25 protein-coding genes are annotated in these 25,029 nt (G+C 37.8%); 14 read left to right on the forward strand and 11 right to left on the reverse strand.

Annotated elements, in window-relative coordinates:
• Window positions 1–157: 157 nt before the first annotated feature.
• The 4 genes from PGN18_RS01075 to PGN18_RS01090 all read left to right on the forward strand — a co-directional run bounded on the left by PGN18_RS01075 (window position 158) and on the right by PGN18_RS01090 (window position 4,385).
• Window positions 158–1,654, forward strand: coding sequence for a pseudouridine synthase (locus PGN18_RS01075; RefSeq protein WP_335317498.1), 1,497 nt, complete (start codon window positions 158–160; stop codon window positions 1,652–1,654).
• A 254-nt stretch (window positions 1,655–1,908) separates the two neighbouring features.
• Window positions 1,909–3,018: a lactonase family protein gene (locus PGN18_RS01080; protein WP_335317499.1), complete on the forward strand. Its 1,110-nt coding sequence runs from the start codon at window positions 1,909–1,911 to the stop codon at window positions 3,016–3,018.
• 120 nt (window positions 3,019–3,138) lie between these two features.
• Window positions 3,139–3,858, forward strand: a complete 720-nt coding sequence (locus tag PGN18_RS01085; RefSeq protein WP_335317501.1) for a phytanoyl-CoA dioxygenase family protein — start codon at window positions 3,139–3,141, stop codon at window positions 3,856–3,858.
• Between the two features lie 227 nt (window positions 3,859–4,085).
• Window positions 4,086–4,385, forward strand: coding sequence for a GIY-YIG nuclease family protein (locus PGN18_RS01090; RefSeq protein ID WP_335317502.1), 300 nt, complete (start codon window positions 4,086–4,088; stop codon window positions 4,383–4,385).
• A 188-nt stretch (window positions 4,386–4,573) separates the two neighbouring features.
• Here the strand turns inward: PGN18_RS01090 and PGN18_RS01095 are convergent, their stop codons facing one another.
• From PGN18_RS01095 to tilS, 4 genes are all read right to left on the reverse strand, one after another.
• Window positions 4,574–5,020 carry a KTSC domain-containing protein gene (locus tag PGN18_RS01095; RefSeq protein WP_335317503.1) on the reverse strand — a complete coding sequence of 149 codons (447 nt, stop codon included), beginning with the start codon at window positions 5,018–5,020 and terminating at the stop codon, window positions 4,574–4,576.
• Window positions 5,021–5,279: 259 nt separating this feature from the next.
• Window positions 5,280–6,422, reverse strand: coding sequence for an N-acetyl-alpha-D-glucosaminyl L-malate synthase BshA (bshA, locus tag PGN18_RS01100; protein ID WP_335317504.1), 1,143 nt, complete (start codon window positions 6,420–6,422; stop codon window positions 5,280–5,282).
• A gap of 458 nt (window positions 6,423–6,880) precedes the next feature.
• Window positions 6,881–7,369 carry a hypothetical protein gene (locus PGN18_RS01105; protein WP_335317505.1) on the reverse strand — a complete coding sequence of 163 codons (489 nt, stop codon included), beginning with the start codon at window positions 7,367–7,369 and terminating at the stop codon, window positions 6,881–6,883.
• A complete protein-coding gene (tilS, locus tag PGN18_RS01110; RefSeq protein WP_335317506.1) occupies window positions 7,370–8,701 on the reverse strand; it encodes a tRNA lysidine(34) synthetase TilS in 1,332 nt (443 codons plus the stop codon).
• A 65-nt stretch (window positions 8,702–8,766) separates the two neighbouring features.
• Between tilS and PGN18_RS01115 the strand changes: the two genes are divergently transcribed.
• On the forward strand, window positions 8,767–11,169 hold the full coding sequence (locus PGN18_RS01115; RefSeq protein ID WP_335317507.1) for an OstA-like protein: 2,403 nt from the start codon (window positions 8,767–8,769) through the stop codon (window positions 11,167–11,169).
• A gap of 132 nt (window positions 11,170–11,301) precedes the next feature.
• Here the strand turns inward: PGN18_RS01115 and PGN18_RS01120 are convergent, their stop codons facing one another.
• The 3 genes from PGN18_RS01120 to PGN18_RS01130 form a co-directional block, all read right to left on the reverse strand.
• Window positions 11,302–11,508 carry a non-canonical purine NTP pyrophosphatase gene (locus tag PGN18_RS01120; protein WP_335317508.1) on the reverse strand — a complete coding sequence of 69 codons (207 nt, stop codon included), beginning with the start codon at window positions 11,506–11,508 and terminating at the stop codon, window positions 11,302–11,304.
• Complete coding sequence (locus PGN18_RS01125; protein ID WP_335317509.1) at window positions 11,441–11,878, reverse strand: non-canonical purine NTP pyrophosphatase; 438 nt, start codon at window positions 11,876–11,878, stop codon at window positions 11,441–11,443. The genes PGN18_RS01120 and PGN18_RS01125 overlap by 68 nt, the downstream gene beginning before the upstream one ends.
• A gap of 111 nt (window positions 11,879–11,989) precedes the next feature.
• Window positions 11,990–12,643 (reverse strand): hypothetical protein, encoded by a 654-nt coding sequence (locus PGN18_RS01130; RefSeq protein WP_335317511.1) that lies wholly within the window; start codon window positions 12,641–12,643, stop codon window positions 11,990–11,992.
• A 140-nt stretch (window positions 12,644–12,783) separates the two neighbouring features.
• Here PGN18_RS01130 and PGN18_RS01135 point away from each other — a divergent pair, with 140 nt between their 5' ends.
• The 5 genes from PGN18_RS01135 to PGN18_RS01155 all read left to right on the forward strand — a co-directional run bounded on the left by PGN18_RS01135 (window position 12,784) and on the right by PGN18_RS01155 (window position 16,947).
• A complete protein-coding gene (locus tag PGN18_RS01135) occupies window positions 12,784–13,335 on the forward strand; it encodes a hypothetical protein (RefSeq protein ID WP_335317513.1) in 552 nt (183 codons plus the stop codon).
• A 53-nt stretch (window positions 13,336–13,388) separates the two neighbouring features.
• Window positions 13,389–14,750 carry a peptidylprolyl isomerase gene (locus PGN18_RS01140; protein ID WP_335317514.1) on the forward strand — a complete coding sequence of 454 codons (1,362 nt, stop codon included), beginning with the start codon at window positions 13,389–13,391 and terminating at the stop codon, window positions 14,748–14,750.
• Window positions 14,751–14,755: 5 nt separating this feature from the next.
• Window positions 14,756–15,718 (forward strand): AAA family ATPase, encoded by a 963-nt coding sequence (locus PGN18_RS01145; protein WP_335317516.1) that lies wholly within the window; start codon window positions 14,756–14,758, stop codon window positions 15,716–15,718.
• 379 nt (window positions 15,719–16,097) lie between these two features.
• The gene (locus tag PGN18_RS01150) at window positions 16,098–16,619 is read left to right on the forward strand and encodes a hypothetical protein (protein ID WP_335317517.1); all 522 of its coding nucleotides are present in this window, start codon (window positions 16,098–16,100) and stop codon (window positions 16,617–16,619) included.
• Window positions 16,620–16,755: 136 nt separating this feature from the next.
• A complete protein-coding gene (locus tag PGN18_RS01155) occupies window positions 16,756–16,947 on the forward strand; it encodes a hypothetical protein (RefSeq protein WP_025144195.1) in 192 nt (63 codons plus the stop codon).
• A 221-nt stretch (window positions 16,948–17,168) separates the two neighbouring features.
• On the opposite strand, the gene PGN18_RS01160 is transcribed toward PGN18_RS01155, so the two are convergent.
• The 3 genes from PGN18_RS01160 to cysS form a co-directional block, all read right to left on the reverse strand.
• Window positions 17,169–18,056: a glycerophosphodiester phosphodiesterase family protein gene (locus tag PGN18_RS01160; protein WP_335317520.1), complete on the reverse strand. Its 888-nt coding sequence runs from the start codon at window positions 18,054–18,056 to the stop codon at window positions 17,169–17,171.
• A 145-nt stretch (window positions 18,057–18,201) separates the two neighbouring features.
• The gene (locus PGN18_RS01165) at window positions 18,202–19,059 is read right to left on the reverse strand and encodes a nuclear transport factor 2 family protein (protein ID WP_335317522.1); all 858 of its coding nucleotides are present in this window, start codon (window positions 19,057–19,059) and stop codon (window positions 18,202–18,204) included.
• Between the two features lie 196 nt (window positions 19,060–19,255).
• The gene (cysS, locus tag PGN18_RS01170) at window positions 19,256–20,716 is read right to left on the reverse strand and encodes a cysteine--tRNA ligase (protein ID WP_335317524.1); all 1,461 of its coding nucleotides are present in this window, start codon (window positions 20,714–20,716) and stop codon (window positions 19,256–19,258) included.
• Window positions 20,717–20,885: 169 nt separating this feature from the next.
• Between cysS and PGN18_RS01175 the strand changes: the two genes are divergently transcribed.
• From PGN18_RS01175 to PGN18_RS01190, 4 genes are all read left to right on the forward strand, one after another.
• On the forward strand, window positions 20,886–21,341 hold the full coding sequence (locus PGN18_RS01175) for a GNAT family N-acetyltransferase (RefSeq protein WP_335317525.1): 456 nt from the start codon (window positions 20,886–20,888) through the stop codon (window positions 21,339–21,341).
• A gap of 295 nt (window positions 21,342–21,636) precedes the next feature.
• A complete protein-coding gene (lipA, locus tag PGN18_RS01180) occupies window positions 21,637–22,530 on the forward strand; it encodes a lipoyl synthase (protein WP_335317526.1) in 894 nt (297 codons plus the stop codon).
• Between the two features lie 111 nt (window positions 22,531–22,641).
• Window positions 22,642–23,193, forward strand: coding sequence for an RNA polymerase sigma factor (locus PGN18_RS01185; protein ID WP_335317527.1), 552 nt, complete (start codon window positions 22,642–22,644; stop codon window positions 23,191–23,193).
• 2 nt (window positions 23,194–23,195) lie between these two features.
• A complete protein-coding gene (locus PGN18_RS01190; RefSeq protein WP_335317528.1) occupies window positions 23,196–24,053 on the forward strand; it encodes an anti-sigma factor in 858 nt (285 codons plus the stop codon).
• Between the two features lie 246 nt (window positions 24,054–24,299).
• Here PGN18_RS01190 and PGN18_RS01195 read toward each other — a convergent pair whose 3' ends face one another.
• Window positions 24,300–25,001: an AIM24 family protein gene (locus tag PGN18_RS01195; protein ID WP_335317530.1), complete on the reverse strand. Its 702-nt coding sequence runs from the start codon at window positions 24,999–25,001 to the stop codon at window positions 24,300–24,302.
• Window positions 25,002–25,029: the final 28 nt, after the last annotated feature.

Genomic DNA, 25,029 nt, shown 5'->3' on the forward strand with positions numbered 1-25,029 from the left:
AACCACTTTAAACGTGGATTTTAAATTTTGTTTTTTAAACGATTTTTCCTATTTTAGAGGCTATTTTTTTATCTACTTTTCCCGCTCGGATAATTGTTATGTTCACCATTTTTTCATAAATTTGCAGCCCGCATTTTTAATGCGTTAAAAGCGTATCATGATAAATAAAAACAACAGGAACAGTCGGGATGACAAGTCCAAATCAGGCGGACGGAAAACGGAAGGAAGAAGCAGTTCGGCCGGATCTGACAGAAGAAGGTCAGACGACAAAGACAGCAAATTCAAAAAATCATCCGATTCGAAAGATGGCTTCAAACCCAGAAGCGCAGACGGTAAAGATTTTAAATCAAAATCTTTCGGAAATCAAAAAGATTTCAAATCAAAATCAGGCGGACGCGATTTTAAATCAAGAGATTCGGAACCTCAGAGTTTCAAATTCGGAGATCGTGAATTTAAATCTAAAGATTCGAGCTTAGAAGATCGTGGCGCTAAATCAAGAGATTACAAGCCAAGAACAGGCGACCGCGACTTCAAATCGAGAGATTACAAACCAAGAACAGGAGACAGAGATTTTAAAACAAGAGATGGTGGTGCAAGAGATTATAAGCCAAGAACAGGAGAGCGCGATTTCAAATCTAAGGATGGAGATTCGAGAAATTTTAAACCGAGAACTGGCGACCGCGACTTTAAATCCAGAGAAGGCGGATCAAGAGATTACAAACCAAGAGAGGGCGGCTATAAAGATTACAAATCAAGAGGCAAATCAGATGACTTCAAGCCAAGTGCTGGAAGTTCAAGAGATGTAAAGCCCAGAGAACCAAGGGAAGGCGATACCCGTCCGTTTAGAAAACGTGAGGAGGCGCAGCCAAGAGATACAGAATTTAACCGCCCGGAGCGCACTGTTATTGCCCAAGGCCGCAAAACAAATGAAGACAAAGGCCTAATTCGCCTAAACAGATATATTTCGAATGCAGGAATCTGCTCTCGTCGTAAAGCTGACGAGTTGATCATTGCAGGTATTATTACCGTAAACGGCGAAGCCGTTACCGAACTGGGGCATAAGGTTGATCCGGCAAAGGATTTGGTTCGTTACAACGGAGAATTACTAAAACGTGAGAAAAAAGTTTACGTTTTATTGAATAAACCAAAGGATTACATCACCACTACCGATGATCCTCAGGAACGTCGTACGGTGATGCAACTGGTTGATAAAGCAAGTCGTGAACGTATTTATCCGGTTGGTCGCTTAGACCGCAATACCACTGGTTTGTTGTTAATGACAAATGATGGTGATTTAGCAGATAAATTATCGCATCCTAAAAACGGTATCACTAAAATTTACAACGTTGAATTGGACAAGTCTTTATCACAAGGCGATTTAAATAAAATTGCATTTGGTTTAGAGCTGGAAGATGGCTTGATTAAACCCGACAATATTTCTTACGTTGCAGGTGGAACCAAAAAAGAAATCGGCATCCAGATCCATAGTGGAAAAAACAGGATTGTTCGCCGTATTTTTGAACACTTAGGTTATAATGTAGAAAAATTAGACCGTGTGGTTTATGGTAATTTAACCAAGAAAGACCTGCCACGCGGCAGATGGCGTTATCTTGAAGAACATGAATTGATCCAGATTAAACATTTAATTAAATAGTATAAAGGCAGCCAATTGGCTGCCTTTTTTAGTTTATTGTTTTTCGGGCACAACGTATATAGAGAATCGCATCGTCCCCAATTGTAAGGAAGAGAAATAAACTTTACATTTATACACCTTAAATGGCGATAAAATCGCCATTCTCATACATACAGATTGCAAATCAGGATAATAAATCAAAAAACATCCTGCTTGTTTTATGTGCCTCCGTAGCCAACTTTCTTTATCTTTGTTAAAATAAACATTATCGTTTCATGAAAAAATTTAGTTCATTGCTTACACTCACCATACTATCTACCGTAACATTTGCCCAAAAAAGCAATCACAACCTCATTGTTGGTACGTATACTGCACCTGGAAAAAGTGAAGGGATTTATATTTATAGTTTTAATGCTAAAACAGCTGCCACATTCATAAAAAGTATTACAAAAAACACAGCAAACCCAAGCTATGTAGCCGTTTCACCAGATAACCAATTTGTTTATGCTGTTAATGAAACCGGGGCAACCAGTACGGTTAGCGCATTTAAATATGATGCAGCAAGCGGTAACCTGATTTTTCTGAATAAGGTTGATAGCCATGGTGCTGATCCATGTTACCTTACCGTTGACGCAAAAAATGTAATTGTGGCTAATTATAGCGGGGGCAGTTTAGCGGTATTTTCACGAAAAGCAGATGGATCGTTAACAGAAGCTGTGCAAATCATTAAACATACAGGCAAAAGCATTGATCCGAAAGGCAGACAGGAAAGTGCACACGTACACATGGTTAAATTTACACCGGATCATCAATATCTAATTGTTAACGATCTGGGTGAAGACCAAATTTATATTTACAATTACAACCCAACGGCAAAAGAAAAAACACTAGCTATAAAATCAGTGCTTAAAACCAATGCAGGCACTGGCCCCCGACATATTACCTTTAGTCCGAATGGAAAATTTGCCTATCTAGCGCACGAATTTAATGGTAGCATCACTGCATTTGCTTATTCAAATGGCACACTTACCAAAATCCAGGAAATTGGCACTACCCCAAAAGATTTTACAGGAAAAATTGATGGTGCAGATATCCACGTCTCTGCCGACGGTAAATTTCTTTACGAAACCAACCGCGGAGATGCCAACAGCATTTCGGCCTTTTCTATCCTACCGACTGGAAAGTTAAAATTTATCGAAACCGTAAGTACGCTGGGTAAAGGGCCAAGAAACTTTACCATTGATCCTACTGGAAAATTTTTATTGGTCGGACATCAGTACACCAATAACATTGTTATTTTTAACAGAAATAAGACGACTGGGAAATTAACTGATAGCGGCAAAAGAATTGATGTTGGCGCTCCGGTATGCCTGCTTTTTAATTAAACGTTAACATTATTCAAGGAAAATTGCGATGGGATTAAATTCAAAATTAGAATTGATGTTAAAGCTAAACTTTGGTATGCAAACAATACATGAACATAAAACCTATCTCAAAATTGATTGATGGATCTGGTCGCAAAGGAGAAAGAAATCCGGGAATCAGGATTTGCCGTGATTGATGATGTATTTACAGATGACGAAGTTGAAAATATCTTTGCGGCTATTGACCGCGTGGATTCTACAAAAGAAACTTTTAGGAAATCCAACGATCTCTTTGCCATACGACAATTTTTAAGAGAAGTCCCTGATAGCATAGCGTTAATATTCAATCAGCAACTAAAAGCCATCGTTACAGAGTTATTTGGGAAAGATTATTTTTTGGTTAAATCGATTTACTTCGACAAACCCGAAACGTCAAATTGGTTTGTTTCCTATCACCAGGATTTAACTATATCAGTTAACCAGAAAATAGATATTACAGGATTTGGACCTTATACAAAGAAACATGACCAGTTCGCCGTTCAGCCACCTCTTCATATCCTTGAAGGAAATTTTACCATCCGCATCCATCTTGATGACACCACTGAACATAATGGGGCATTAAAAGTAATCCCCGGTTCTCACAGCAAAGGTATTTATCGTCCCGAAACAATTGACTGGAGGATCGTAAAAGAAGTAAGCTGTTCTGTAAGGCGGGGCGGCATCATGATTATGAAACCACTGCTCCTTCATAGCTCAAATAGAACAAGTAACCATAAAAAAAGAAGGGTAATTCATTTAGAATTTAGCAATCAAATACTACCTAAAGAATTAAGCTGGTCAGAATATCTTGAGTTAGAATAACACTGTGATTAAATATTTCAAAATCTTATAACGTGATAGCTATTGAAACATCCGTCCGCCCGGCCGGTCGGACGGATGTTTCAGGGTCTTATTAGCACGATATGTCACTGCTCAGTAAAGTCTGATTCAACGGGTAAATGAATTAAACTTTTTACTTTATACGAGTATCATCCTGAATTATTTCAGCATCTTTAGTACAAGGAAAACTAAATAAAATAACAGAAGTTATGAAGCGTGGTGGCTGCGTTTACATACTAACCAATCACACTCACACTGTTTTGTACATCGGTGTAACATCAGATTTATATTTCAGGATGGTTGAGCATAGGGATAAGAAGTATCCAAATTCATTTACAGCTAAATACAATTGCAATAAACTTATACATTACGAACAATTCGAGTCAATAGAAGAAGCCATTTCAAAAGAGAAGCAATTAAAAAACTGGAGGAGGGAATGGAAGATAAACCTTATTAATGAAAGTAATCCCAATTGGATAGATTTGTTTGATACTTTGGAAGATAATTAGGTAACAATGCCTACTACAGCTACTGAAACACCCGTCCGGCCGGGCGGAAGTTCAGTATGACGGATTCTACAAGCAATCGTCACCCTGAACTTGTTTCAGGGTCTTTAAAGCAACCGAATACCGCAAACTGCTATAAATAAAAAAGCCCCAATTTTCATTGGAGCTTTCAAATAATATATTTTCACGTATTATGCCGGTTCTGCAACCCCGGCCACATTACGATATGGGAATTCATTAAAAATATGTCTGCGGGCAAAACGGCCTGGAGAATCAGCATTAACCAATTTCACATAGATTGCTCTTGGTACATCAAAATATTCGTAAACACTTCCATCAAAAAACTGGATATTTAAAACCTGTTGTTTGTATTCGAAATCCTGAATATTCGATAATGTAGTTGTTTGTGTGTAGGATTCAATATTTTGCTCGCGTGTTTCAGGCGCAATACTCACTAAGAAATGATAAGCTTCAATAATCTGTTTACTTCTCGCCTCTGCATCCAACTTTTCTTCTTCCTGCTGAAATTTATCAGGGTGACAATCTTTCATCAATGTACGGTACACAGATTTAAGCTCTTTTAACTCAACATTTTTATCTACGCTCAAAAGCTTTCTGTAATCAACAATTTTCTTCATTTGGAATAACCTCTTTTTAATTTGCGGAAATGATTCAGGAATTTTTAAACACCAAACCTTTTCAAGCCGCAAAGATACGATTTATAATCATTTGATTTTGAGAAAGTTTACATTTTTCAATTATTGCCGACACCAATGATCAAGCGAACAATTTCCTATACTGTAATTATCTTTTTTTCCAGATGTTTAAAGATCAATGTGAGTTTATCATCTGCAAACCTTTGTTTTTGCTGTGGTGAAAATATAAAGAAAGACGTAGTTAATATTTAGCTTGTAAAGAGTTTTCAATTACTTCTTTATAATAACTGACATAAACCGGTAAAATCTTTTTTAAATCGAAATCCTGTGCCCTTTTGAATGCGTTTTCTTTAAAACGGTTAAGTGTTTCATCATCTTTTAAAATCTCAATGGCATGTGCGGCCATTGCATCTACATCGCCAACATTGCTCATGTAACCGCAAAAGCCATCCACATTAAGCTCTGGCAAACCGCCGGCATTCGTGGTAATTGCCGGCACTTTACAAGCCATTGCTTCTAGCGCTGCCAAACCAAAACTTTCAGATTCTGAAGGCATTAGGAAAAGATCTGAAACCGATAAAATTTCTTCAACCGCATCCTGCTTACCCAAAAACCTTACGTTTTCACCAATATTCAACGATCTGCAAAGCTGTTCATCGTAAGCGCGTTCAGGTCCATCTCCTACCATTAAGAGTTTTGAGGGAATAACGGCCTGCACTTTTTCGAAAATCCTGATCACATCAGCCGTACGTTTCACTTTTCTGAAATTACTGGTGTGAATTAAAATACGCTCATTGTTTGGCGCAATCGCTTTTTTAAAGTGCCCTTTAGCCTGTAAACTGAATCTGGAAAAATCTATAAAATTGGGTATGACCTTAATTTCTTTAGTAATCTCAAAGTGGTTATAAGTATCCTCTTTTAAATCTTCCGAAACAGTGGTTACACCATCGCTTTGATTAATAGAAAAAGTAACCACAGGTTTGTAGGTAGGATCTTTACCCACTAAAGTAATATCAGTACCATGCAAAGTAGTAACTACAGGGATATGAAGGCCATAACTGGCCAAAATCTGCTTCGCCATAAAAGCAGCAGAAGCATGTGGAATGGCATAATGAACATGTAATACATCCAATTGCTCAAACCGGACAACATCCACCAGTTTGCTAGCCAATGCCGATTCGTACGGGGCGTAATCGAAAAGTGGATAATCCCTTACCGAGACCTCGTGATAAAAAAGATTGGAAGAAAAGAAATCGAGCCTGGCGGGCTGACTGTAAGTAATAAAGTGAACCTGGTGCCCTTCGTTAGCAAGCGCTTTACCTAATTCTGTTGCAACCACTCCACTACCACCAAAAGTGGGGTAGCAAACAATTCCTATCTTCATTGTAAATGTATTGTTGTTACCGCAAATGTAGCCGATTTTAATCTATAATGCGTGTCGGTTTATTGCAATAAAAGTTATAACATTTATATCATATTGATATAACTTTCTCGTCGCGCTGGAACAGTAACTTGTGTTTTGCTTATTTTTGCAGCGCAGTACCACAAGTCTTTTTTAAAGTTAATTCCTGCTTTACGCTATAGCCCTCGTACCTCGGGTCTGTTGCTACAATCAGGGCTAAAAACTTAAGGCGGTAGCAGAAAAACAGACATAGTAGCATAAACCTAACGAACCTAAACCCGATAGAACGAATGCTCGCCGTTTTTTCTAACGGCAGCAGCAGAGATAGCGGGACAGGATTGCCCAATACGCTACTGCAACTGCTTTCCAAAATATTGCAGCTTCTAGATTGCCTTCACAACTAACATTTTTTCGATCTCAAATATAGCCTATCCAGAAAACTATTTCAGATTTCTCATTTCCTCTTTAATTACAAGGAAAAGTTCATTTGGACGTTGTGTACCGATAAAATACTCTAAACCATCCCGATCGGTTAACACCACCGCGTCCTTTCCTGACGAATAAAAACGAATCGTTCCTTTTGTATGCAGGTTGTAAACCGGGTTATTGAAAAAATAACGGCTGTAGGTAGCCTTACGTACATCAACAATACTATTTAGGTCGATCTTAACACGCTTTGTTGTCCAAAGTCCATCTAATATAACACTACCATTATCTACCACGATTTTATACTGGATCAGGAAAAGCAAAAGCATTGATACACCTATGATTCCGAAGCCTACTACCAGGAACAGGTCTTGCGTATTGTCACGATCGCGCTCGTAAACATAAGCAGCAAAGCAGAAAGCAGCCATAATGAGCCTAATGAAAATGCGCACATAATCACGTCCGATGTATTGTTTTTCGATATAGGCGTATTTGCTTTCCACTTATTTAATTTTGAGTTCGAATATAGCAACTTTTTTTGTTGCTGTAATTAATTTATATCGGTTATCCTGCCGCATACCCGTTATCCAGATAATTTCGCCATTTCCGTTAACCAGAATTGGCGTAGTGCTTTTTAAATGCAGGGGAACTTTCGTATCGATAAAATAATCGCTTACCTTTTTAGGGTTACGCATGCCCAGTGGAATAAATTTATCTCCATTTTGCCAGTTCCGAAGTACTAAAGGAAAAATTAATTTATCTGCATTTACAAAAGCTTTATTTGTATCCACTTCGAATTTAACTTCATCAGTAAACACTAATGAGATTTCTACGTTGCCAAAGCCAATGTTTTCTGTTGTTGGATGAATAAACTGATTGGCTGCAACCGATTTATTCTTTTCAACAATTACCAGGTCATTCCTATTGATAATTGCCTGGTGTGTGGCACTGAAAAAATGTGTACCACTCAAGCCCTTTAAACTATCTATAATTTCTTGCACCACATTTTCGCCAAAATTAAACGGTTTAAGCAGCTCGTAAAGCAGCAGCTTTTGTGGGGTTAATCTGGAAATCTCATCTAAGGAAATATAGCTACCATCTTTTCTTTGAACCAGGATTTCATGAACAAGTTTTTGCACCTGCACATCCAAAAAAGCCTCCAGATCAGCAAAACGAGCTATATTTTCGGCAAATGTTTTTTCGAGATTAGGATTGATTTCCTGCAGATGCGGCACTACCTGTAGCCTGATTTTATTCCTGGTATATTTTGTACTTACATTCGAACTATCCTCTACAAAATCAATGTTATTAACCTTTACTATCTCATCAATCTGCTGGCGGTTTAAAAAAAGTAAAGGCCTGATCAAAAAATCACGTTTAGGTAAAATGCCATGCAATCCGCTTATGCCTGTACCACGCGTGAGGTTAATGAGTACAGTTTCTACCGCATCGTTCTGGTGTTGTGCCAGGGCTATGTAATCGTATCCTTCATTACGCCTGATTTCTTCGAACCAATTATAGCGCAAATCGCGCGCTGCCATCTGGGTAGAAATTTTATTTTCGGTTGCATATTTTTTGGTATCAAAATGCGTTACATAAAAAGGTAACTCAAAATTTTTGGCCAACAATGCAACAAAACTTTCATCGCGTTGTGCTTCATCGGCACGCAAATTAAAATTACAATGTGCCACACCAACATCAACGCCTATTGCTTTAAACAAATGCAGCATTAATACCGAATCCTTCCCCCCACTTACAGCCAAAAGAATGCGATTGCCCTGAACAAATAAGTTTTGCTGTTCAATAAAATCCTGAAATTGACTAAGGGGTAACATCCATCAAAAATATTTAATTTTAACTGGTATTCCGAACGTTCGGAACAAAAAACTAACTTTGTAGTGTGCAAAAACTATTTGTCTTTTTATTACTTTTAATCAGTCCGGCATTTTTATTCGGCCAGCAGCCTGCTTCGAAAATTAAGATTGTTTCATATGATCATATCTTGATACGTGCAAATGAAAACGTCAGTTTTCTTCGGAATCCAGTCTTCCAACAAGATAACGCAACTTTAACCTGCGATAGCGCTATATTTTATAGCAAGCGTAATTATTTTGAAGCATATAAGAATGTGCACATCAACCAGCTTACCACCGATATCTATTCCGATCAGCTCGAATATGATGGAAATAAAAAACAGGCACATTTAACCGGCAATGTAAGAATGGTTGATCCTACTTCAGTTTTAACCACTAATATTCTGGATTACAACACACTCACTAAAATCGGAACTTATACCAGTGGTGGTAAAATTGTAAATAAGGATGTAACCCTAACCAGTAAAAATGGATATTATTTTAGTCAGCGAAATGTAGCCTATTTTAAATATGATGTGGTAGTGGTTACGCCTCAATCGACCATTAAATCTGATACCATGAGTTACAATACTCAGGATAAGTGGACCTATTTTTACGGACCAACCAATATCAAGGGCAAAGATGATAACTTGTATACAGAAAATGGCCAATACAATACTTTAACAGAAGATGCTTTTTTCGGAAAGAAAAATCTCTACACACAAGGTACAAGGTCTTTAAAAGGTGATAGTTTATATTATTATGGCAAACAGGGCGTGGGCAAAGCGGTTAAAAATATTGTTTTTTCTGACACCAAAGATAAGATGAAAATGTTTGGCGATTTAGGCTATTACTACAAACTGGATCAACGGACCTTAGTTACCCGAAATGCCTATTTAGGGATAGGTACTGAAGACTCAGTAATGGTGAAGAATAAAAAAAGGCCTGATAGTTTATGGATGGGCGCAGATACACTGGAAACGCAGATGGTACTGCAAAAAACCTTAAAATTAGTACCTAAAATCTCGATTAAAGCTGATAACCAGGTTGGGGAAGATGATGAGGATAGTGGAAAGAAAGAAAAAGGGGAACCAAAATATAAACCAGAAGCCGAACTAAGCCAAAAAGAAGATAGAAATAAGCGTAATTCCAGAAATAACAAGGCTGATAAAAAGAAAAAACAAGGTGATGCTGAAACACAAGACAAGCTGAACCTGAAAGATAAAAGTATTGATAGTTTAAAATCAAAAGTAGATTCACTTGGTAAAGGACTGCCTAAAGTTAATTTAGACAGTTTGCAAAAAAGCAATATTGTAAAGGCAAAAGCCGATTCAATAATCAAAAATCTGCCTAAGCTTAAAACTGATAGTTTGAAAAAACCATCTGAAAAAACCAATTCGATTACAAAAAACCTATCGAAAACCAAAATCGATAGTTTGCAAAAAACGATTACCGACAAAGCTTCGCCATTGGTACAGGATGTTTCGAAAGCCAATGTTGACAGCCTGCAAAAGAATGTTACAAAACCTGGCAGCAAAGATAATTTAACAAAAGTCCTTGGAAATTTAAAAGCCGGTGCATTAAAAACGGATACGGCCAAACTTAACCCGGCTGATACCGTTCAAACACGTATTATAAAGGCTTATCATGGCGTAAAGATTTTTAAAACAAATATTCAGGCGAAAACTGATAGCCTGTTTTACACCAGTGCCGACTCTACCTTACGCTGCTACAATAACCCGATCATCTGGTCGGAAGGCTCACAACAGGTTGGCGACACCATATTTGTTCAGTTTAAGAATAAAAAACTAAACAATTTACAGGCTTTTAGGAATGCATTTTTAGTAAATACGCCTAAAGATTCGTTAAGGTTTAACCAAATAAAAGGAAGGTTGATGACAGGTTTCTTTACCAACGGGAAATTCAAAACCTTATATGTAGATGGCAATGCCGAAAGCATTTATTATACCCAGGATGACAGCACGAAAGTGTATAAAGAAATGAACCAAACCTTAAGCAGCAGGATAAAGTTTATTTTTAAGGATAAGGAAAATGCCATTGAGGAGATTGTATATATTAAAGGAATAGAGGGTGCTTTGAATCCCGAAAATACTATTGCAAAAGATCATGTATTAAAAGGATTCTCCTGGAAACCCAATGAACGTCCGAAATCAAAGAAAGATGCTATCGGCTCATCTGGTAAAGCTAAACCGAAAGCAAAAGCGAAAACAGTTGTGACCAAAACCGGGACTGGTGCAAAAGCAACAGCAAGCAAACCATCAACAACGGCACCTGCTGTTAAACCCAAAATTACCTTGAGGAAAGATAGTTTAAAAGTTGATCAGAAATCGCCTCAAACTAAACCTGCAGACACGTCCAACTTTGGCATTAAACCCATCTTACCGAAAAAAGACTCGGTTCAGGTGAAAAAGGCAGTTGGTAAAATGTGATTTATTCTTATAGTCGTCACCCTGAATTTATTTCAGGGTCTATGTGGTCTGTAAGATGCTGACCACGAAGTAGCTACAAGGCAATTGAAAACATCATATCTACTTGTAAAATAAATTCAGCATGACGACACCTCAAATATCCGTCAAAAAAGCCAGCATCTTTTTTAATGCAATAGCCCTGTGGCTAATTTTATTCTTCTCTGCTAGTTCCATTTCAGCAAACGTAATCTCATAACCATCTGGCTGGAAGACAGGATCATAACCGAAACCCTTAGAGCCTGATAGCGCTGTTCTGATTGTCCCTTCTATTACCCCCCTCAAAAATATGGTTTTCACCATCCTGCATTAAGGAGATTACCGTTTTAAACCTTGCTTTCCTGTTTGGATTCCCCTCGAGCTTTGCCAAAACCATTTGAATATTTTCCAAGCTATCCCTGCTGCCAGAATATCGGGCAGAATAAACGCCGGGTTCGTTATTTAAGGCTTCAACTTCTAAACCGCTATCATCGGCAAAACAGTCCAAATTAAAATGTTCAACGACATAACTGCTTTTTAAGGTTGCATTACCCTCAAAAGTATCGGCAGTTTCAGGGATATCAACGAAACAACCAATGTCTTCCAGATTTAAAACTTCATATTTGCCTTCAAGTGCAGCACGTATTTCTTCAGTTTTATGTTGGTTATTGGTAGCAAATACAAGTTTTTTCATTGGAAAAAGTTAGAAGGTAAAAAGTTGAAATGTTGAAAGGTTAAGGCTTTTATATCAAGGCTATGCTATCAAATGTAGATACTTGATACTAACTACTTTATTCTACCAAAGCTATTTAATTTTCTGAAGGTGTCCCCACAATATTTTCTTTGCATTTAAATCGCTATCCAGATGATGGAGATGTGGAGCATAGATAATTCTGGTCGTTTCATGAACGATGATTTCATTCTGCCAGGTAAAGTTCAATCTCAAATCAACAAACTCCACTCCGAAAGATAACATAATGGCAGGTTTGAAAAATCGATGCAGTTCTACAAAATCTGTTCCTTTATAATTTGAGTAGTTTAAAAGTGCGAAATCTGGCGTACCCAAATCTACAGCTTTAACAATTTTCCTCAACAGCTCCCTGCCTTGCTCGGTACTGACCTCATGTGCACCATCATTAACTAAAATGAGTACTGATTTTTTATTCCCGCCTAAAAATTTAAATGTTTTTTCAGGAGCAGATTCTGCCACTTGATGCAGAATTTCAGGAGTTTCTGGGTAAACTTTAGGAGAGTTTGTAGGATTAATCTCCGGAATTTGCGCTATTTCTTGCTTGAAAACAGGTTCTTCTGCTAGTTTAACAGAAACATTTTCGATAGTAGAAACTGGCTCAGTATTACGTACAGGCAGAATTTCTACGTTTTCATCCTTTACCAGAAAAACCTCTTCAGTAAAAAATAAACGTAAAGCATTCGCATTGTTGGTAACCTGGTTTTCCATTCGTATTTTTGCTGGATAATAATTTCTGTTAAAATTAGTTAAATATCTTATAATAGCCCTGCTAATTGTTACTTTTATCCCTTAAAATTTATAGAGTACCCTGCGTGAAAAAAGCTTACTCCTTATTTTTTTTCTGCTTAATGTATAGCATTTCGTTTGCGCAAAACGTTGCTGTGGTAAACGGAAAATCGATAAGTGCTAAAGAATTTTTGTGGGCATACAAAAAAAGCCATAACGGAAATATTAGTGTGCCGTATGATACTTTACAAGCCTATTTAAATTTGTACATCAATTTTAAGCTGAAGGTTTTAGATGCCCGCGAGATGGGGTTGGACAAAAGCGCAGATTACCAGGAAGAAATTAAAACCTTTGAGGATGCCTTGGCTACACATAAAAAAGCTGGGGTTAGTAGCAAAGATCATGATTTCTTACTGAATGAATACCGCGAAGGGGTTTTAATGTTCAATGTTTCAGAACAAAAAATCTGGAACAAGGCGCAGGAAGATGAGCAGGCCATAAATGAATTTTATGCTAAAAACCAAAATAATTACAATAAACCTCTAAACGAGGTAAGAGGAGCGGTAATTGCCGATTACCAACAAAGTTTAGAAGAAAAGTGGCTAAAAAGCCTTAAACAGAAATATCAGATCAAAATTAATGAAAGTGAGTTAAAGAAGCTTGCCAAATTATAACCAACATGATTTTGTTGACGATAAGTATTAAATTTGAAAATATAATAAATAGAATGAAGAAAGTTTTTTTAGTAGCAACCGCTCTAACTTGCCTGTTTTTAAACAGTTTTGCTCAAAAACACACCGTAGATAAAGTTGCTGCTGTTGTAGGAAACAATATTATCCTGCTATCTGACTTAGACCAACAATACGCACAATATCTTTATCAGGGAAACCAACCAAACAATAGTATTAAGTGTAAAATATTACAACAAACCTTAACCCAAAAATTACTTAAGCAACAGGCTGAAATCGACTCGGTAATGGTTGATGATGGCGCTGTTGATGAAGAAGTAAACAAGCGAATGCGTTACAGTATGCAAAGGGCCGGTGGGCAGGAGCGTTTGGAGCAGTTCTTAAACAAATCGGTATTACAGTATAAAGATGAAATCAGACCATCCATAAAAGATGATTTGATTGCAAATAAAATGCAGCAAAAAATTACCGAAAACATTAATGTTACGCCAATGGAGGTGGAAAAGTACTTCAAATCGTTAGGCGATAGCATTCCTGAATTTAATACGGAGGTTGAAGTTGGAGAGGTGATTTTAAATCCACAATTAACGAGGGCAGAAAAACAGAAATTCCGCGATAAGATTGAAGCGCTTCGTTTAAGGGTTAAAAGTGGTGAAGATATGGGGGTTTTGGCCAAAACCTATTCCGAAGATCCAGGTTCTGCCTCAGACGGCGGTGATTATGGTTTTATTGATAGAAACACCATGGTTAAAGAATTTACGGCCTGGGCATTCAAATTAAAAGCCGGAGAAATTTCACCCGTGTTCGAAACAGATTATGGCTTCCACTTTTTACAGGTTTTAGAGCGTAGAGGCGAGCAGGTACATGTTAGACATATTTTAATTATGCCTAAAACTACGCCAGAAAGTTTAACACGTTTAAAATTGCATGCAGATAGTATTTACAACAAAATCATTGGCAAGAAATTAAGCTTCGCTGCTGCGGCAAACCTTTATTCAGATAATAAAGAGACTAAATACAACGGTGGTATGATGATGAATGCCGAAAACGTTCAGGCAAGAAGTACTTTTATTCCGGTTGACAAATTGGATCCTTCAGTATTTCTGGTAATTGATACCATGAAGGTTGGCGGCATTTCCAAACCTGATTTATTTACTGCAGCTGATGGTAAACAAGGCTACCGTATTTTATATCTTAAATCGAAAATTCCACCACATAAAGCAAACTTAGCTCAAGATTTTCCAAAAATCAGAGATGCCGCGCAAAGTGATAAAATTAATCGTACTTTAAGCGAATGGTTTCAAAAACGTCGTGAGAGTACATATATTAAAATCGACGACGAATTTAACACTTGTGATGAATTAAAAATCTGGACTAAAACCGCCACAGCCGCAAAATAACACCAATGCAGTATAAAAACGAAGTAGAAGCTGTTGATGCACTTCATCAATCTTTCAACAACATTAAAGCTGAAATAAGCAAAGTAGTAGTTGGACAAGATGACATCATAAAATCTGTTTTGATTGCCATTTTTAGTAACGGACATTGTCTGTTGGTTGGCGTACCAGGACTGGCTAAAACTTTACTTGTACAAACTGTGGCCTCCGTTCTCGATCTTGATTTCAACAGGATCCAATTTACACCAGATTTAATGCCAAGCGACATTATCGGTGCAGAGATTTTAGGGGAAGACAGGCACTTTAAATTTATAAAAGGGCCTGTTTTTTCTAATATTATCCTTGCTGATGAAATTAACCGTACCCCTCCAAAAACGCAGGCAGCACTTTTAGAGGCCATGCAGGAGAAATCGGTTACCGCAGCAGGGCAAACACATACCTTGCCTAAGCCATTTTTCGTCCTGGCTACGCAAAACCCTATTGAGCAGGAAGGAACATATCCCCTACCCGAAGCTCAATTAGACCGTTTTATGTTCAATATCCAGTTAAATTATCCTGCTTTTGCAGATGAATTGAATATCGTAAAAAACACCACGAGTAATAAAACCATCCAGCTACAGAAAATTATCCATGCAGATGACATCCAGTATTTTCAAAAACTGATCCGTGAGATTCCCGTAACAGATCATGTACTGGAATATGCCGTTAAACTCGTATCGAAAACCCGTCCGAATACAGAGTTTGCTACTGATGCCGTTAATAAATACATTAGTTGGGGTGCCGGTCCGCGTGCTTCACAGTTTTTAGTGTTGGGTGCCAAATGCCATGCCGCAGTAACCGGAAAATACTCCCCCGATATTGAAGATGTAAAAGCAGTTGCAGAACCAATTTTACGCCACCGCATTGTACGTAATTACCGCGCCGAGGCCGAAGGTTTATCAATTGAAAACATTATTAAAAATTTATTGTAGCATTAGGTTCGTTACTAGGCTAGTCGGGATTTGTAATCCCTATTTTGAATACCTATTGCAGCTAATTTAATTTCCCTGATTATTATTGAATTCTGCCGTGCACAATAATGAGAAATTTTCAGAGCGTCCATAAAAATAATTTGCAATTCGTTGAAAATAAATATCTTTGCAACAAATTCACAGCAATGCTACGTCAACTACATATCCAGCAACTAAACTTTAGCCCGTCTTGTGGCATAAAGGACTTGGGTAGTGACTTCAATTCCCTTTCCAACCCTTAGTCCGGTTTTCAGTTTCAACATTGTAAAATCCAATTTAAATCAATTTATTACACATTTGCTAAGCAATAACTGCTTAGCAAAAATCAACGATATCCGTTATGGACATTTATACCACTGTAGAAGAAAAATATCTACAGGCCATTGAAGAATTGCGCTGGGGCGAATTACCACAGGCACTTCATTATTTTAACGAAATTATTGTTTCCGCCCCTGATTATGCCAGAGCTTATTTTCAGCTGGGCAATATTTATCAAAACCATTTTAAAGATTATAAAACCGCAGGTTATTATTACAAGCGTTGCATAGAACTAGACCCTGATTTTCCGGAGGTATACAAACCCTACCTGGAACTTGTTATTATACTTAAAATGCGCAAATTGGTAAAACAGATTGCAGAAAAGGCTTTACTTGTGCCTGGTGTTTGCGAATCGCATATTTATGAATGTTTAGGCTTACATGCTGAGCAACAATTAAATTTTGAAGAAGCGGCAAACCATTTCAAAAAGGCAGAACTTTTTAATGCCCTTCATGAAGAGCAACGCACTTTACAGGAGCACCAAACCCGCGTTAAAGGCAAGATAAATAGTACGAAAGTGATGATTTACGATTTACAAGGATAAAGGCAGTGCATTTTATCCCCTTTGACAACTTTTTATCTTAAAATACTATTCGCCAAATTGCCCTTGTTATTTTAATTTTGTTACTATCTTTACCACACAATTAGAAAGCATAATTTTAAAATCAAAAATATTCGATATGTCAGCTCACGATTCACACGCACCGGTTCAGCAAACAAAAGGCATTTGGGCTTTGCCATTAACGGCTTGGATTATTGTTTTAATCCTGCTTGTGGCGTTCACCAGACCAATTTTTCACCATGGTGAAGAGACTTCTTCACATGAGAAAACTGAAGCACACCATACAGAAGCGCCTGAATCGCATCACTAGGCATTAAGTTAAAGGATCAAAAAGCGCTGCAAATCAGCGCTTTTTGATTTCCTATATACCCATAATCTGTCTGTTAAGTTCCAAAAAATCACTATGGATTATCGAATAGACAAGGGTTTATGATTCATTTTTCATATTGAGTTTGAAACTCAATTTTATCTTAAATCCGTAGAGACGCGACGCTTAATTCAACAAACTGAAACAGATCGGAGCGTCAGCAGCTATTTATCTAACTGTCCCATAATGTTTGGGAAATCGGTAATAATACCATCTACACCTAAACTTTTAAAGTATTTTACCTCCTTCACTGTGTTTACTGTCCAGGGTATAATTTTAATGCCCATTTCATGGCAACGGTCTACCAATCCCTTACCAACCAACACCGAATAAGGGCTATAAATAGTTGGTTTAAATCCTAATTTGTCAATATAATCTTCAAAAGGTTCTTTTTCATCAATCAATAAAGAAGTTTGTATTTTTGGATATTTCTCGTGCAAATACTGCAGCGTACGCATATCAAACGATTCGATAATCACCCGTTTGGCAATTTTTTTTGAATGAACGACATCCATGATCAGCTCCACAAATTCTGCAGGCTCCGGATGAAATTCATTGTCGCCATTTTTAATCGTTTTTGTTTCAATGCTGTAAACGGGTTTACTCATTTTGTGTTCTTCAACGTAAGCCTCAACTGCATCTATGGTTTCGGAGAGTAAAGGCTTATAGGCTTTAAACTTCATCTGCCCGGGAAAACGGTTGTGAACTTTGCTGCCTACATCAAACTTTTTAATCTGCTCATAGTCCATTTTATAAATGTTATAATTCTTTTGATCCTTTAAAGTAATCGGCTTGCCATTGGGCAGCAAAGAAATTTCGTTATTGAAATAGGGTTCTTGCGAAAGCACTACTTGTTTATCCTTAGAAATTACGGCATCCATCTCGAGGGTGGTAACGCCTAAATCTATCGCTTTCAACATTCCTTCAACAGTATTCTCCGGCATAATACCACGAGCGCCGGCTTTACCCTGAACATCAAACTTTTTTCTTTGAGCAGAAACCTGAAAAAACAATAAAACGAGCGTAGAGAAGAAAAGTAATTTTTTGTGCATAAATTTTAAACGTAAAAAGGGTAATTTTATTAGTAGGCTGACAACTTTAATAATAAATACGAACGGAAATTACCAACGTAAAATGTCATAATAAAAAAGGGCCTCTTTTTATAGATAGCCCCTCTTTAATTCACATTTTTGTTATTTATCTTTCTGCTGGCACAAAAGCCTGTACAATTAGGTTCCAGCTTGCATCTGCTGCCTTTTCATAAACGAAAACATAGTTAAAACTTTCACGTAAATCGGCCTTGTAATCGATAGTGGCAACACCATAGGTATAAGCCAGATCGCTGCCGATTGCTTTGTCTACACCAGTTGTTTTCAGGTTAATTTTACTGATCATGCTGTTATAAAAAGCAATAATTTTTCCTTTTCCATCAATGGCTTCGTTACCAGGGAAAAGCAAACGTGCATCGTTGTTTAAAAAGCCGCCAAAGGCAGCAATACCATGCGTTTTTAATAAGGTGTTTAATGTTTTCTCGGTAGTTAATATTATATCCCTTCCTGCTTTAATTTCTTTTTCATTTAAGAACTTTGGAGCAACATGATCTTTAGGTTCAACAAACTGTGGCGTAATCTTAGCTAAAGGTTTATTACTTTCTGTCCCTAAATCAATAGCTAATTTCCATCTGCCGTTTTCCGGCTTCCAGATCGATAAGTATTGACCGTATTTTTTCTCTGAAGTCCCAACTTCATATGGTCCTGTAGTAAAACCTAAATCACCACTCCGCGATACTTTTGCCAAATTTGGTGTCCATGTTACATCATTTTCTGCATTTGCCTTGGCTGCATAAAAAGTTTTAGCATTAACAGGGTTTGGTCTGAATACCAAAGTGTTGGTGGTTGAATAGTCTATAAAAGCTTCTTTATCTCCATTTTTGGCAATTGACTTAGCAAAATCCTTTTCAGCATTTATTAAAGATTTGGTTGTTCCGTCGCTTTTTTGAGCAAAAGCACCTAAAGCTAAAAGCGAAGCGATTGCTGTTGAAAATATTTTTTTCATTATATGTTTAAGTATAGTTGTGCGAATATAAAATTTTATCAGTTGGCTAACTTCAAAAGTAATTAACAATTACACATAAAAGCTATTTATTTTCCCTGGCAGATCAATTTCTTTCCCTTTGAAATGAGCAGGCGGATGACCCTGTAAAAAATTTTTCCTTTTAACCAGTCTGGGGATGACCTTACTACAGAGCTAACTAAGCCTTACTCCAGGTAGTTCCTTCTTTGCCATCTTTGAGCTGGATGCCTAATTCCTGCAATCCGATGCGGATACGATCAGAAGTGGCATAATCTTTATTCGCTTTTGCTTCGGTTCTTAGGTTGATTACCATATCTAGAACGCCATTTAAGTCATTTCCTCCGGCATCTTCATCTTTCAACCCTAAAATATCGAATACGAAATCGTTGATCAGTTGTTTTAACTTTTCTAAAGCATCTGCCGAAATTTTTCCTTTACCATCGTACACCGTATTGATGATGCGAACGGCTTCGAATAACTCGGCAACTAAAATCGGACTGTTAAAATCATCATTCATCGCATTAATGCACTTCTCTTTCAATGCATCGATATCAAAATCGTTTTGTTCAGAAACTGATAATTTATCTAACAGGCCAATGGCCGACATTAAACGACGGAAGCCTTTCTCCGAAGCATCCAGTGCGTCGTTAGAAAAATCTAAAGTACTACGGTAATGCGCCTGTAGCATAAAAAACTTAACCGTCATCGGGCTGTAGCCTTTCTTCAATAACGGGTGGTCGCCAGTAAACAACTCTAACGGAAGGAAACCGTTACCCGCCGACTTAGACATACGCGTACCGTTTACCGTAAGCATATTGGTATGCATCCAATAACGGGCAGGCTGTTTATGGCTGCAAGCCTCAGATTGCGCAATCTCGTTAGTATGGTGTGTTGCTGCCAAATCCATTCCACCTCCGTGAATATCAAATTCAGCACCTAAATATTTAGCGCTCATGGCCGAACATTCGATATGCCAGCCCGGAAAACCCATGCCCCATGGCGATTGCCATTGCATCAAAGTTTCTGGCTTTGCTTTTATCCATAGTGCAAAATCTAACCTTCCACGTTTCTCGTCCTGTCCACCCAGTTCGCGGGTATTGTTCAGCATATCTTCGAGGTTTCGGTTGGTTAAAATCGTATAATTATACTCTTTGCTATATTTTTCTACATCAAAATATACATTGCCCTCTACCTCATAACCATAACCATTGGCAATGATGACCTTGATCATTTCAATCTGCTCTATAATATGGCCTGTAGCAGTGGGTTCTATACTTGGCGGCTGCGTGTTGAACATGCGCAATACATCATGGAAACCTAAGGTATATTTCTGCACAATTTCCATTGGCTCAAGCTGCTCCAGTTTCGCACGTTTGGCAAACTTATCATCGCCCTCATCTCTGTCGCCCTCCAAATGGCCTGCATCCGTAATATTACGTACATAACGCACCTTATAACCAGCATACTTCAGGTACCTGAAAATTAAATCGAAAGAGATAAATGTACGACAATTGCCAAGATGCACATCGCTGTAAACAGTAGGACCGCAAACATACATCCCAACATTGGGTGCATTTAAGGGTTGAAAAAGTTCTTTTTTGCGCGAAAGCGTATTGTAAAGCTGTAAGCCAGTATCCATATTGCAAATGTAATATTTAGTTAGAAAGTTAAAACCTTTAAAATGGTATTGTTGAGTATATGATTTTTAGCTAACATTTATAAATGGTATCCGTGCTGCCAGTGTTACCATCTGAACGTGAAACAAATTTAAATCCCTATTTTTAGGTTTTCCTATCAAATATCAATAAATGGTTCAGATCAGAGAAATTTCGGTAACAGATGCCGAAAGCGTAGCCACACTTTCCACACAATTGGGTTATCAAAGTAACATCAGGCAAACATCAGCAAGAATTAAACATATTAATAACAGTAACGAAAACTGCGCCTTCGTTGCGTTAATTGATAACAAAGTAGTAGGCTGGATTCACGGTTTTTACACTTTAAGGGTAGAATCTGATGCATTTGTAGAAATTGGAGGTTTAATTGTGGATGAAAATTACCGAAACCTAAAAATCGGGAAGCAGTTAATTGAAAATGTAAACATTTGGGCGAAAAAGCATGAGGTAAAAAAAATAAAAGTAAGGTGTAACGTTAAACGGACTGAAAGTCATCGGTTTTACAAGCAGATTGGCTTTAAAGAAAATAAACAGCAAATCGCTTTTGAAATGGGGTTAATTTTTTTAGTGTCTGATAGAAATAGCTGACACCACGGGCAATGGTATTTTAGGCTTATGATTTTTAGCCAACATTCACAGGCAACATATTTCATTATTTACTTTGCCCAAAGGCTTTAAGACTTTTTATTTTTTTGAAAAGGTACGGCCCTACTTGTTGGGAAAAGCAGTCCCTCTTTCCGCTGTAGTCCCGATGAAAAAATCGGGAGCTGCCGCTTCAATAGGGTTTAAGTTAACCGATTTAAACAATTAACCTAACTTATTATTACAACGCTCAAACATTTCGGCATTGCAACAATTCAATCCTATTCGTTAACTTTGTATCATGATTGATTTACCGGTAGTACCTGCTGTGACTGAAGTAAAGCGTAAACCAGATTGGTTACGTGTAAAATTACCCGTTGGTAAAGAATATGCACAGGTTCGCAGTTTAGTAGACACGCACAAGCTCCATACCATCTGCGAAAGTGGCAATTGCCCTAATATGGGCGAATGTTGGGGTGCAGGTACAGCAACATTCATGATTTTAGGAAACATCTGTACCCGCAGCTGTTCTTTTTGTGCGGTAGCCACAGGCCGTCCTTTGGCTGTTGATGTTGATGAGCCTAACCGCATTGCCGATTCGGTAAGGTTAATGGGGGTTAAACACTGTGTAATTACTTCGGTAGATCGTGATGACTTAAAGGATGGCGGTTCCATCATCTGGGCAGAAACCTTGCAAGCTATTCGCAGAGAAAGTCCAATTACTACCTTAGAAACCTTGATTCCGGATTTTAAGGGCCAATGGGATAACTTGTACCGCGTTTTGGAAGAACGTCCGGAGGTGGTTTCGCACAACATGGAAACCGTTAAGCGTTTAACCAGACAAGTGCGTATCCAGGCAAAATATGATCGAAGTTTAGAAGCCCTAAGAAGAATCTCTGAATTTGGTTTAAGAACAAAAACAGGTATTATGCTTGGTTTGGGCGAAACTGAAGAAGATATTTTCGAAGCCATGGACGATTTAGTAGCCAATGGCGTGCACATCTTAACTTTAGGGCAATATTTACAACCAACCCGCAACCACCATCCTGTAGTTGATTGGATTCACCCTGATACCTTTGCCAAGTTTAAGGAAGTTGGCTTGGCAAAAGGCTTAAAATACGTTGAAAGTGGTCCGCTGGTTCGTTCATCTTACCATGCCGAAAAACACTTGTTTCCTATTGAAGGGATAGTATAGTTTACTCACACAAATAAAATACAAAAGTTTTATAACTATATTCCTTGATGGAATGTCTTTATAAAACTTTTTTTTGCTTTTGCTGTTGTGTAATGTATCTTAGTATCCATAGTGACTGCATTTAAAAAATTAACCTTAACTGAGCCAGAACTTGTGCTAGCACTGCAATCGAAAGATCCAGCGGTACTAAAAACACTATACAGCATGTATTCGTCAGCGCTTTATGGTGTTATTTCACGCATTATTACCCACTCCGAGCTTGCTGAAGATATTTTACAAGAAACTTTTGTAAAGATCTGGCAATCTGCCGCACATTATGATCATACTAAAGGACGTTTATTCACGTGGATGATGAATATTGCCCGCAATTTATCGATCGATAAATTACGTTCTAAAGATTTTAAGAATTCACTCAAAAACCAAGATATAGAAAATAACGTAAGTTTTGTTGATGAGCAAAACAAGGTTACGTTTAATCCCGATGTTCTTGGTGTTAAGCAACTTGTAAATAACCTTAAACCGGATTTGCAAGCGGTTCTTGATTTAGTTTATTACAAAGGCTTCACCCATGTGGAAGCCGCAGAAAAGTTAGATCTGCCATTAGGTACGGTGAAAACCCGGATCCGATTGGCTATTATTGAGTTGAGAAGGAATTTTAATTGAGCGTGGAAAATTTAAAAGCATATATCGAATCTGGAGTACTTGAACTGTATGTTTTGGGTGATTTATCACCTGAAGAAACATTGCGGGTGGAGGAAATGGCATCTCAATATCCTGAGGTAGGGGATGAAATAGCTGCTATAGAGCGAGCTATGGAGAGGTATGCTATGCAAAATGCTTTACAGCCATCTCCGGATGTAGAAACAAGATTATTCGAAAAATTGGGATTAAATGAATTTGAAGATGATTTGAATGTCCAGCCCGAACCAATTTATACAGAAGAAGCAAAAATTATACGTTTGGACGGAAGCGATGGCAAAGTGAGGGTTTTACGTTATGCCTTGGTAGCTTGTATCGCTTTATTGATAATAAGTACAGTGGCACTATTTATTACATACAATAAATTAAATGCCGCGCATGATCAGATTGCCAGCTTAAGCCTGGATAAACAGAAATTTGCCGGAGTAGTAAGTAAGCTTGAGTTTGAAAACCAAGGCCTAGGAAATATGGCCGCAATGGCCGATAGCAAAGAATGGGCAACCATCCGTATGGCGGGGCAGGCTTTTAGTCCGGCGTCTAAAATGAAGGTTTATTGGAATAAAAAAGATAAGAGTGTATTGATCAATTATGTGGCCATGGATTTACCAAAAACTGATGCCGAACATGAATACCAGCTCTGGGCTTTGGTAAATGGCAAGCCTGTAAGTTTAGGTGTTTTCGGAAAAATAGATTCTACCCATAATGAAGCTGTGGTAAAAATGCAAGCCATACAGGAAGCGCAAGCTTTTGCGGTAACCTTAGAGCCTATGGGTGGAAGTGTTAATCCAACAATGGATAAACTAACCGTCATGGGTGGCGTTTAAAGCATAATAATCAAATAACTTATTATAATCCCGACATAAAAAATGCCGGGATTTTTTGTTTAGTAATCGGCGCACTGAATTTGTTTCAGGGTCTTTACTATCACCTTGGTCATGTTTCCACGAGTCATGAAGTAGAGATAGATCTTATAGATAAAGATCTATGCCCGCCTTTATGGGCAGGCACTGTGGTCGTATTCTAGGTTTACCCACTATCGCCTTGGTTCGTGTCTCCACGAATAAAAGAATTTAAGACTTAGCAGCGTACTTTACTTCTTCATAAGGCTGTACCAATACCCATCCTTCGCCAAAAAACTCCAACTGAAAAGATTCGCCACTTCCCCTACCGATGAAAGAGCCAAATGTTAAATTGGTTTTAATGTTTGGCGTTAAATTTTCTGACCAGGCTACGGTAGCATTTGGATCAGTATACACAGGCTGGTTGCCCGTTACCCTTAATAATATGGGTTCGCCATGTGTAGTAATGGCAATATAACCACTTCCTGATAATTTTACCTGGAATAAACCACCGCTCATCATCCCTGCAATGCTTTTTAACATTTTTATTTCATTTTTAATATTATCCTCTAAAGCTAAAACATCATTACCGTTTACAAAAACTGCTTCGTTTTGAAGCTTAATAATTTTAACTTTTTTTCCTTCATCTGCCAGATACAATTTACCGGTTCCTGTTGCATGCATGAGTGAAGTACCCTCGCCAGAGATCGCTTTTTTTAATAAACCGCCCAACCCTTTACTCAATAGCCCTTCTCTTTTAAAATCAATATTTCCGATGTAAGCTACCATAGAACCTGCTTTTGCCAGGATTCTTTGGTTTTTCAGATTAACCTCCAGCATGGCAGGTTTCTCTAATTCAAAAAAATCATTTTCATTTGGGTTTTCAGCCGATTCCTGAATCAACTCACTAAGCGTGTATTCTTTTTGTGCCATAAATTTGTTTTCCGTTCTAAAATATCTG

Origin of the sequence: Pedobacter terrae, assembly GCF_036946585.1 — a bacterium.
In the GTDB taxonomy this organism is placed as follows: domain Bacteria; phylum Bacteroidota; class Bacteroidia; order Sphingobacteriales; family Sphingobacteriaceae; genus Pedobacter; species Pedobacter terrae_C.

Excerpts from the sequence above, each read along its gene's own strand:
- PGN18_RS01075 (WP_335317498.1), top strand. The coding sequence starts at position 158 with ATGATAAATAAAAACAACAGGAACAGTCGGGATGACAAGTCCAAATCA.
- PGN18_RS01085 (WP_335317501.1), top strand. The coding sequence starts at position 3,139 with ATGGATCTGGTCGCAAAGGAGAAAGAAATCCGGGAATCAGGATTTGCC.
- PGN18_RS01145 (WP_335317516.1), top strand. The coding sequence starts at position 14,756 with ATGCAGTATAAAAACGAAGTAGAAGCTGTTGATGCACTTCATCAATCT.
- cysS (WP_335317524.1), bottom strand. The coding sequence starts at position 20,716 with ATGGATACTGGCTTACAGCTTTACAATACGCTTTCGCGCAAAAAAGAA.
- PGN18_RS01080 (WP_335317499.1), top strand. The coding sequence starts at position 1,909 with ATGAAAAAATTTAGTTCATTGCTTACACTCACCATACTATCTACCGTA.
- lipA (WP_335317526.1), top strand. The coding sequence starts at position 21,637 with ATGATTGATTTACCGGTAGTACCTGCTGTGACTGAAGTAAAGCGTAAA.
- PGN18_RS01175 (WP_335317525.1), top strand. The coding sequence starts at position 20,886 with ATGGTTCAGATCAGAGAAATTTCGGTAACAGATGCCGAAAGCGTAGCC.
- PGN18_RS01120 (WP_335317508.1), bottom strand. The coding sequence starts at position 11,508 with ATGGTGAAAACCATATTTTTGAGGGGGGTAATAGAAGGGACAATCAGA.
- PGN18_RS01130 (WP_335317511.1), bottom strand. The coding sequence starts at position 12,643 with ATGGAAAACCAGGTTACCAACAATGCGAATGCTTTACGTTTATTTTTT.
- PGN18_RS01160 (WP_335317520.1), bottom strand. The coding sequence starts at position 18,056 with ATGCACAAAAAATTACTTTTCTTCTCTACGCTCGTTTTATTGTTTTTT.
- PGN18_RS01150 (WP_335317517.1), top strand. The coding sequence starts at position 16,098 with ATGGACATTTATACCACTGTAGAAGAAAAATATCTACAGGCCATTGAA.
- PGN18_RS01125 (WP_335317509.1), bottom strand. The coding sequence starts at position 11,878 with ATGAAAAAACTTGTATTTGCTACCAATAACCAACATAAAACTGAAGAA.
- bshA (WP_335317504.1), bottom strand. The coding sequence starts at position 6,422 with ATGAAGATAGGAATTGTTTGCTACCCCACTTTTGGTGGTAGTGGAGTG.
- PGN18_RS01095 (WP_335317503.1), bottom strand. The coding sequence starts at position 5,020 with ATGAAGAAAATTGTTGATTACAGAAAGCTTTTGAGCGTAGATAAAAAT.
- PGN18_RS01090 (WP_335317502.1), top strand. The coding sequence starts at position 4,086 with ATGAAGCGTGGTGGCTGCGTTTACATACTAACCAATCACACTCACACT.
- PGN18_RS01135 (WP_335317513.1), top strand. The coding sequence starts at position 12,784 with ATGTATAGCATTTCGTTTGCGCAAAACGTTGCTGTGGTAAACGGAAAA.
- PGN18_RS01195 (WP_335317530.1), bottom strand. The coding sequence starts at position 25,001 with ATGGCACAAAAAGAATACACGCTTAGTGAGTTGATTCAGGAATCGGCT.
- tilS (WP_335317506.1), bottom strand. The coding sequence starts at position 8,701 with ATGTTACCCCTTAGTCAATTTCAGGATTTTATTGAACAGCAAAACTTA.
- PGN18_RS01165 (WP_335317522.1), bottom strand. The coding sequence starts at position 19,059 with ATGAAAAAAATATTTTCAACAGCAATCGCTTCGCTTTTAGCTTTAGGT.
- PGN18_RS01140 (WP_335317514.1), top strand. The coding sequence starts at position 13,389 with ATGAAGAAAGTTTTTTTAGTAGCAACCGCTCTAACTTGCCTGTTTTTA.
- PGN18_RS01155 (WP_025144195.1), top strand. The coding sequence starts at position 16,756 with ATGTCAGCTCACGATTCACACGCACCGGTTCAGCAAACAAAAGGCATT.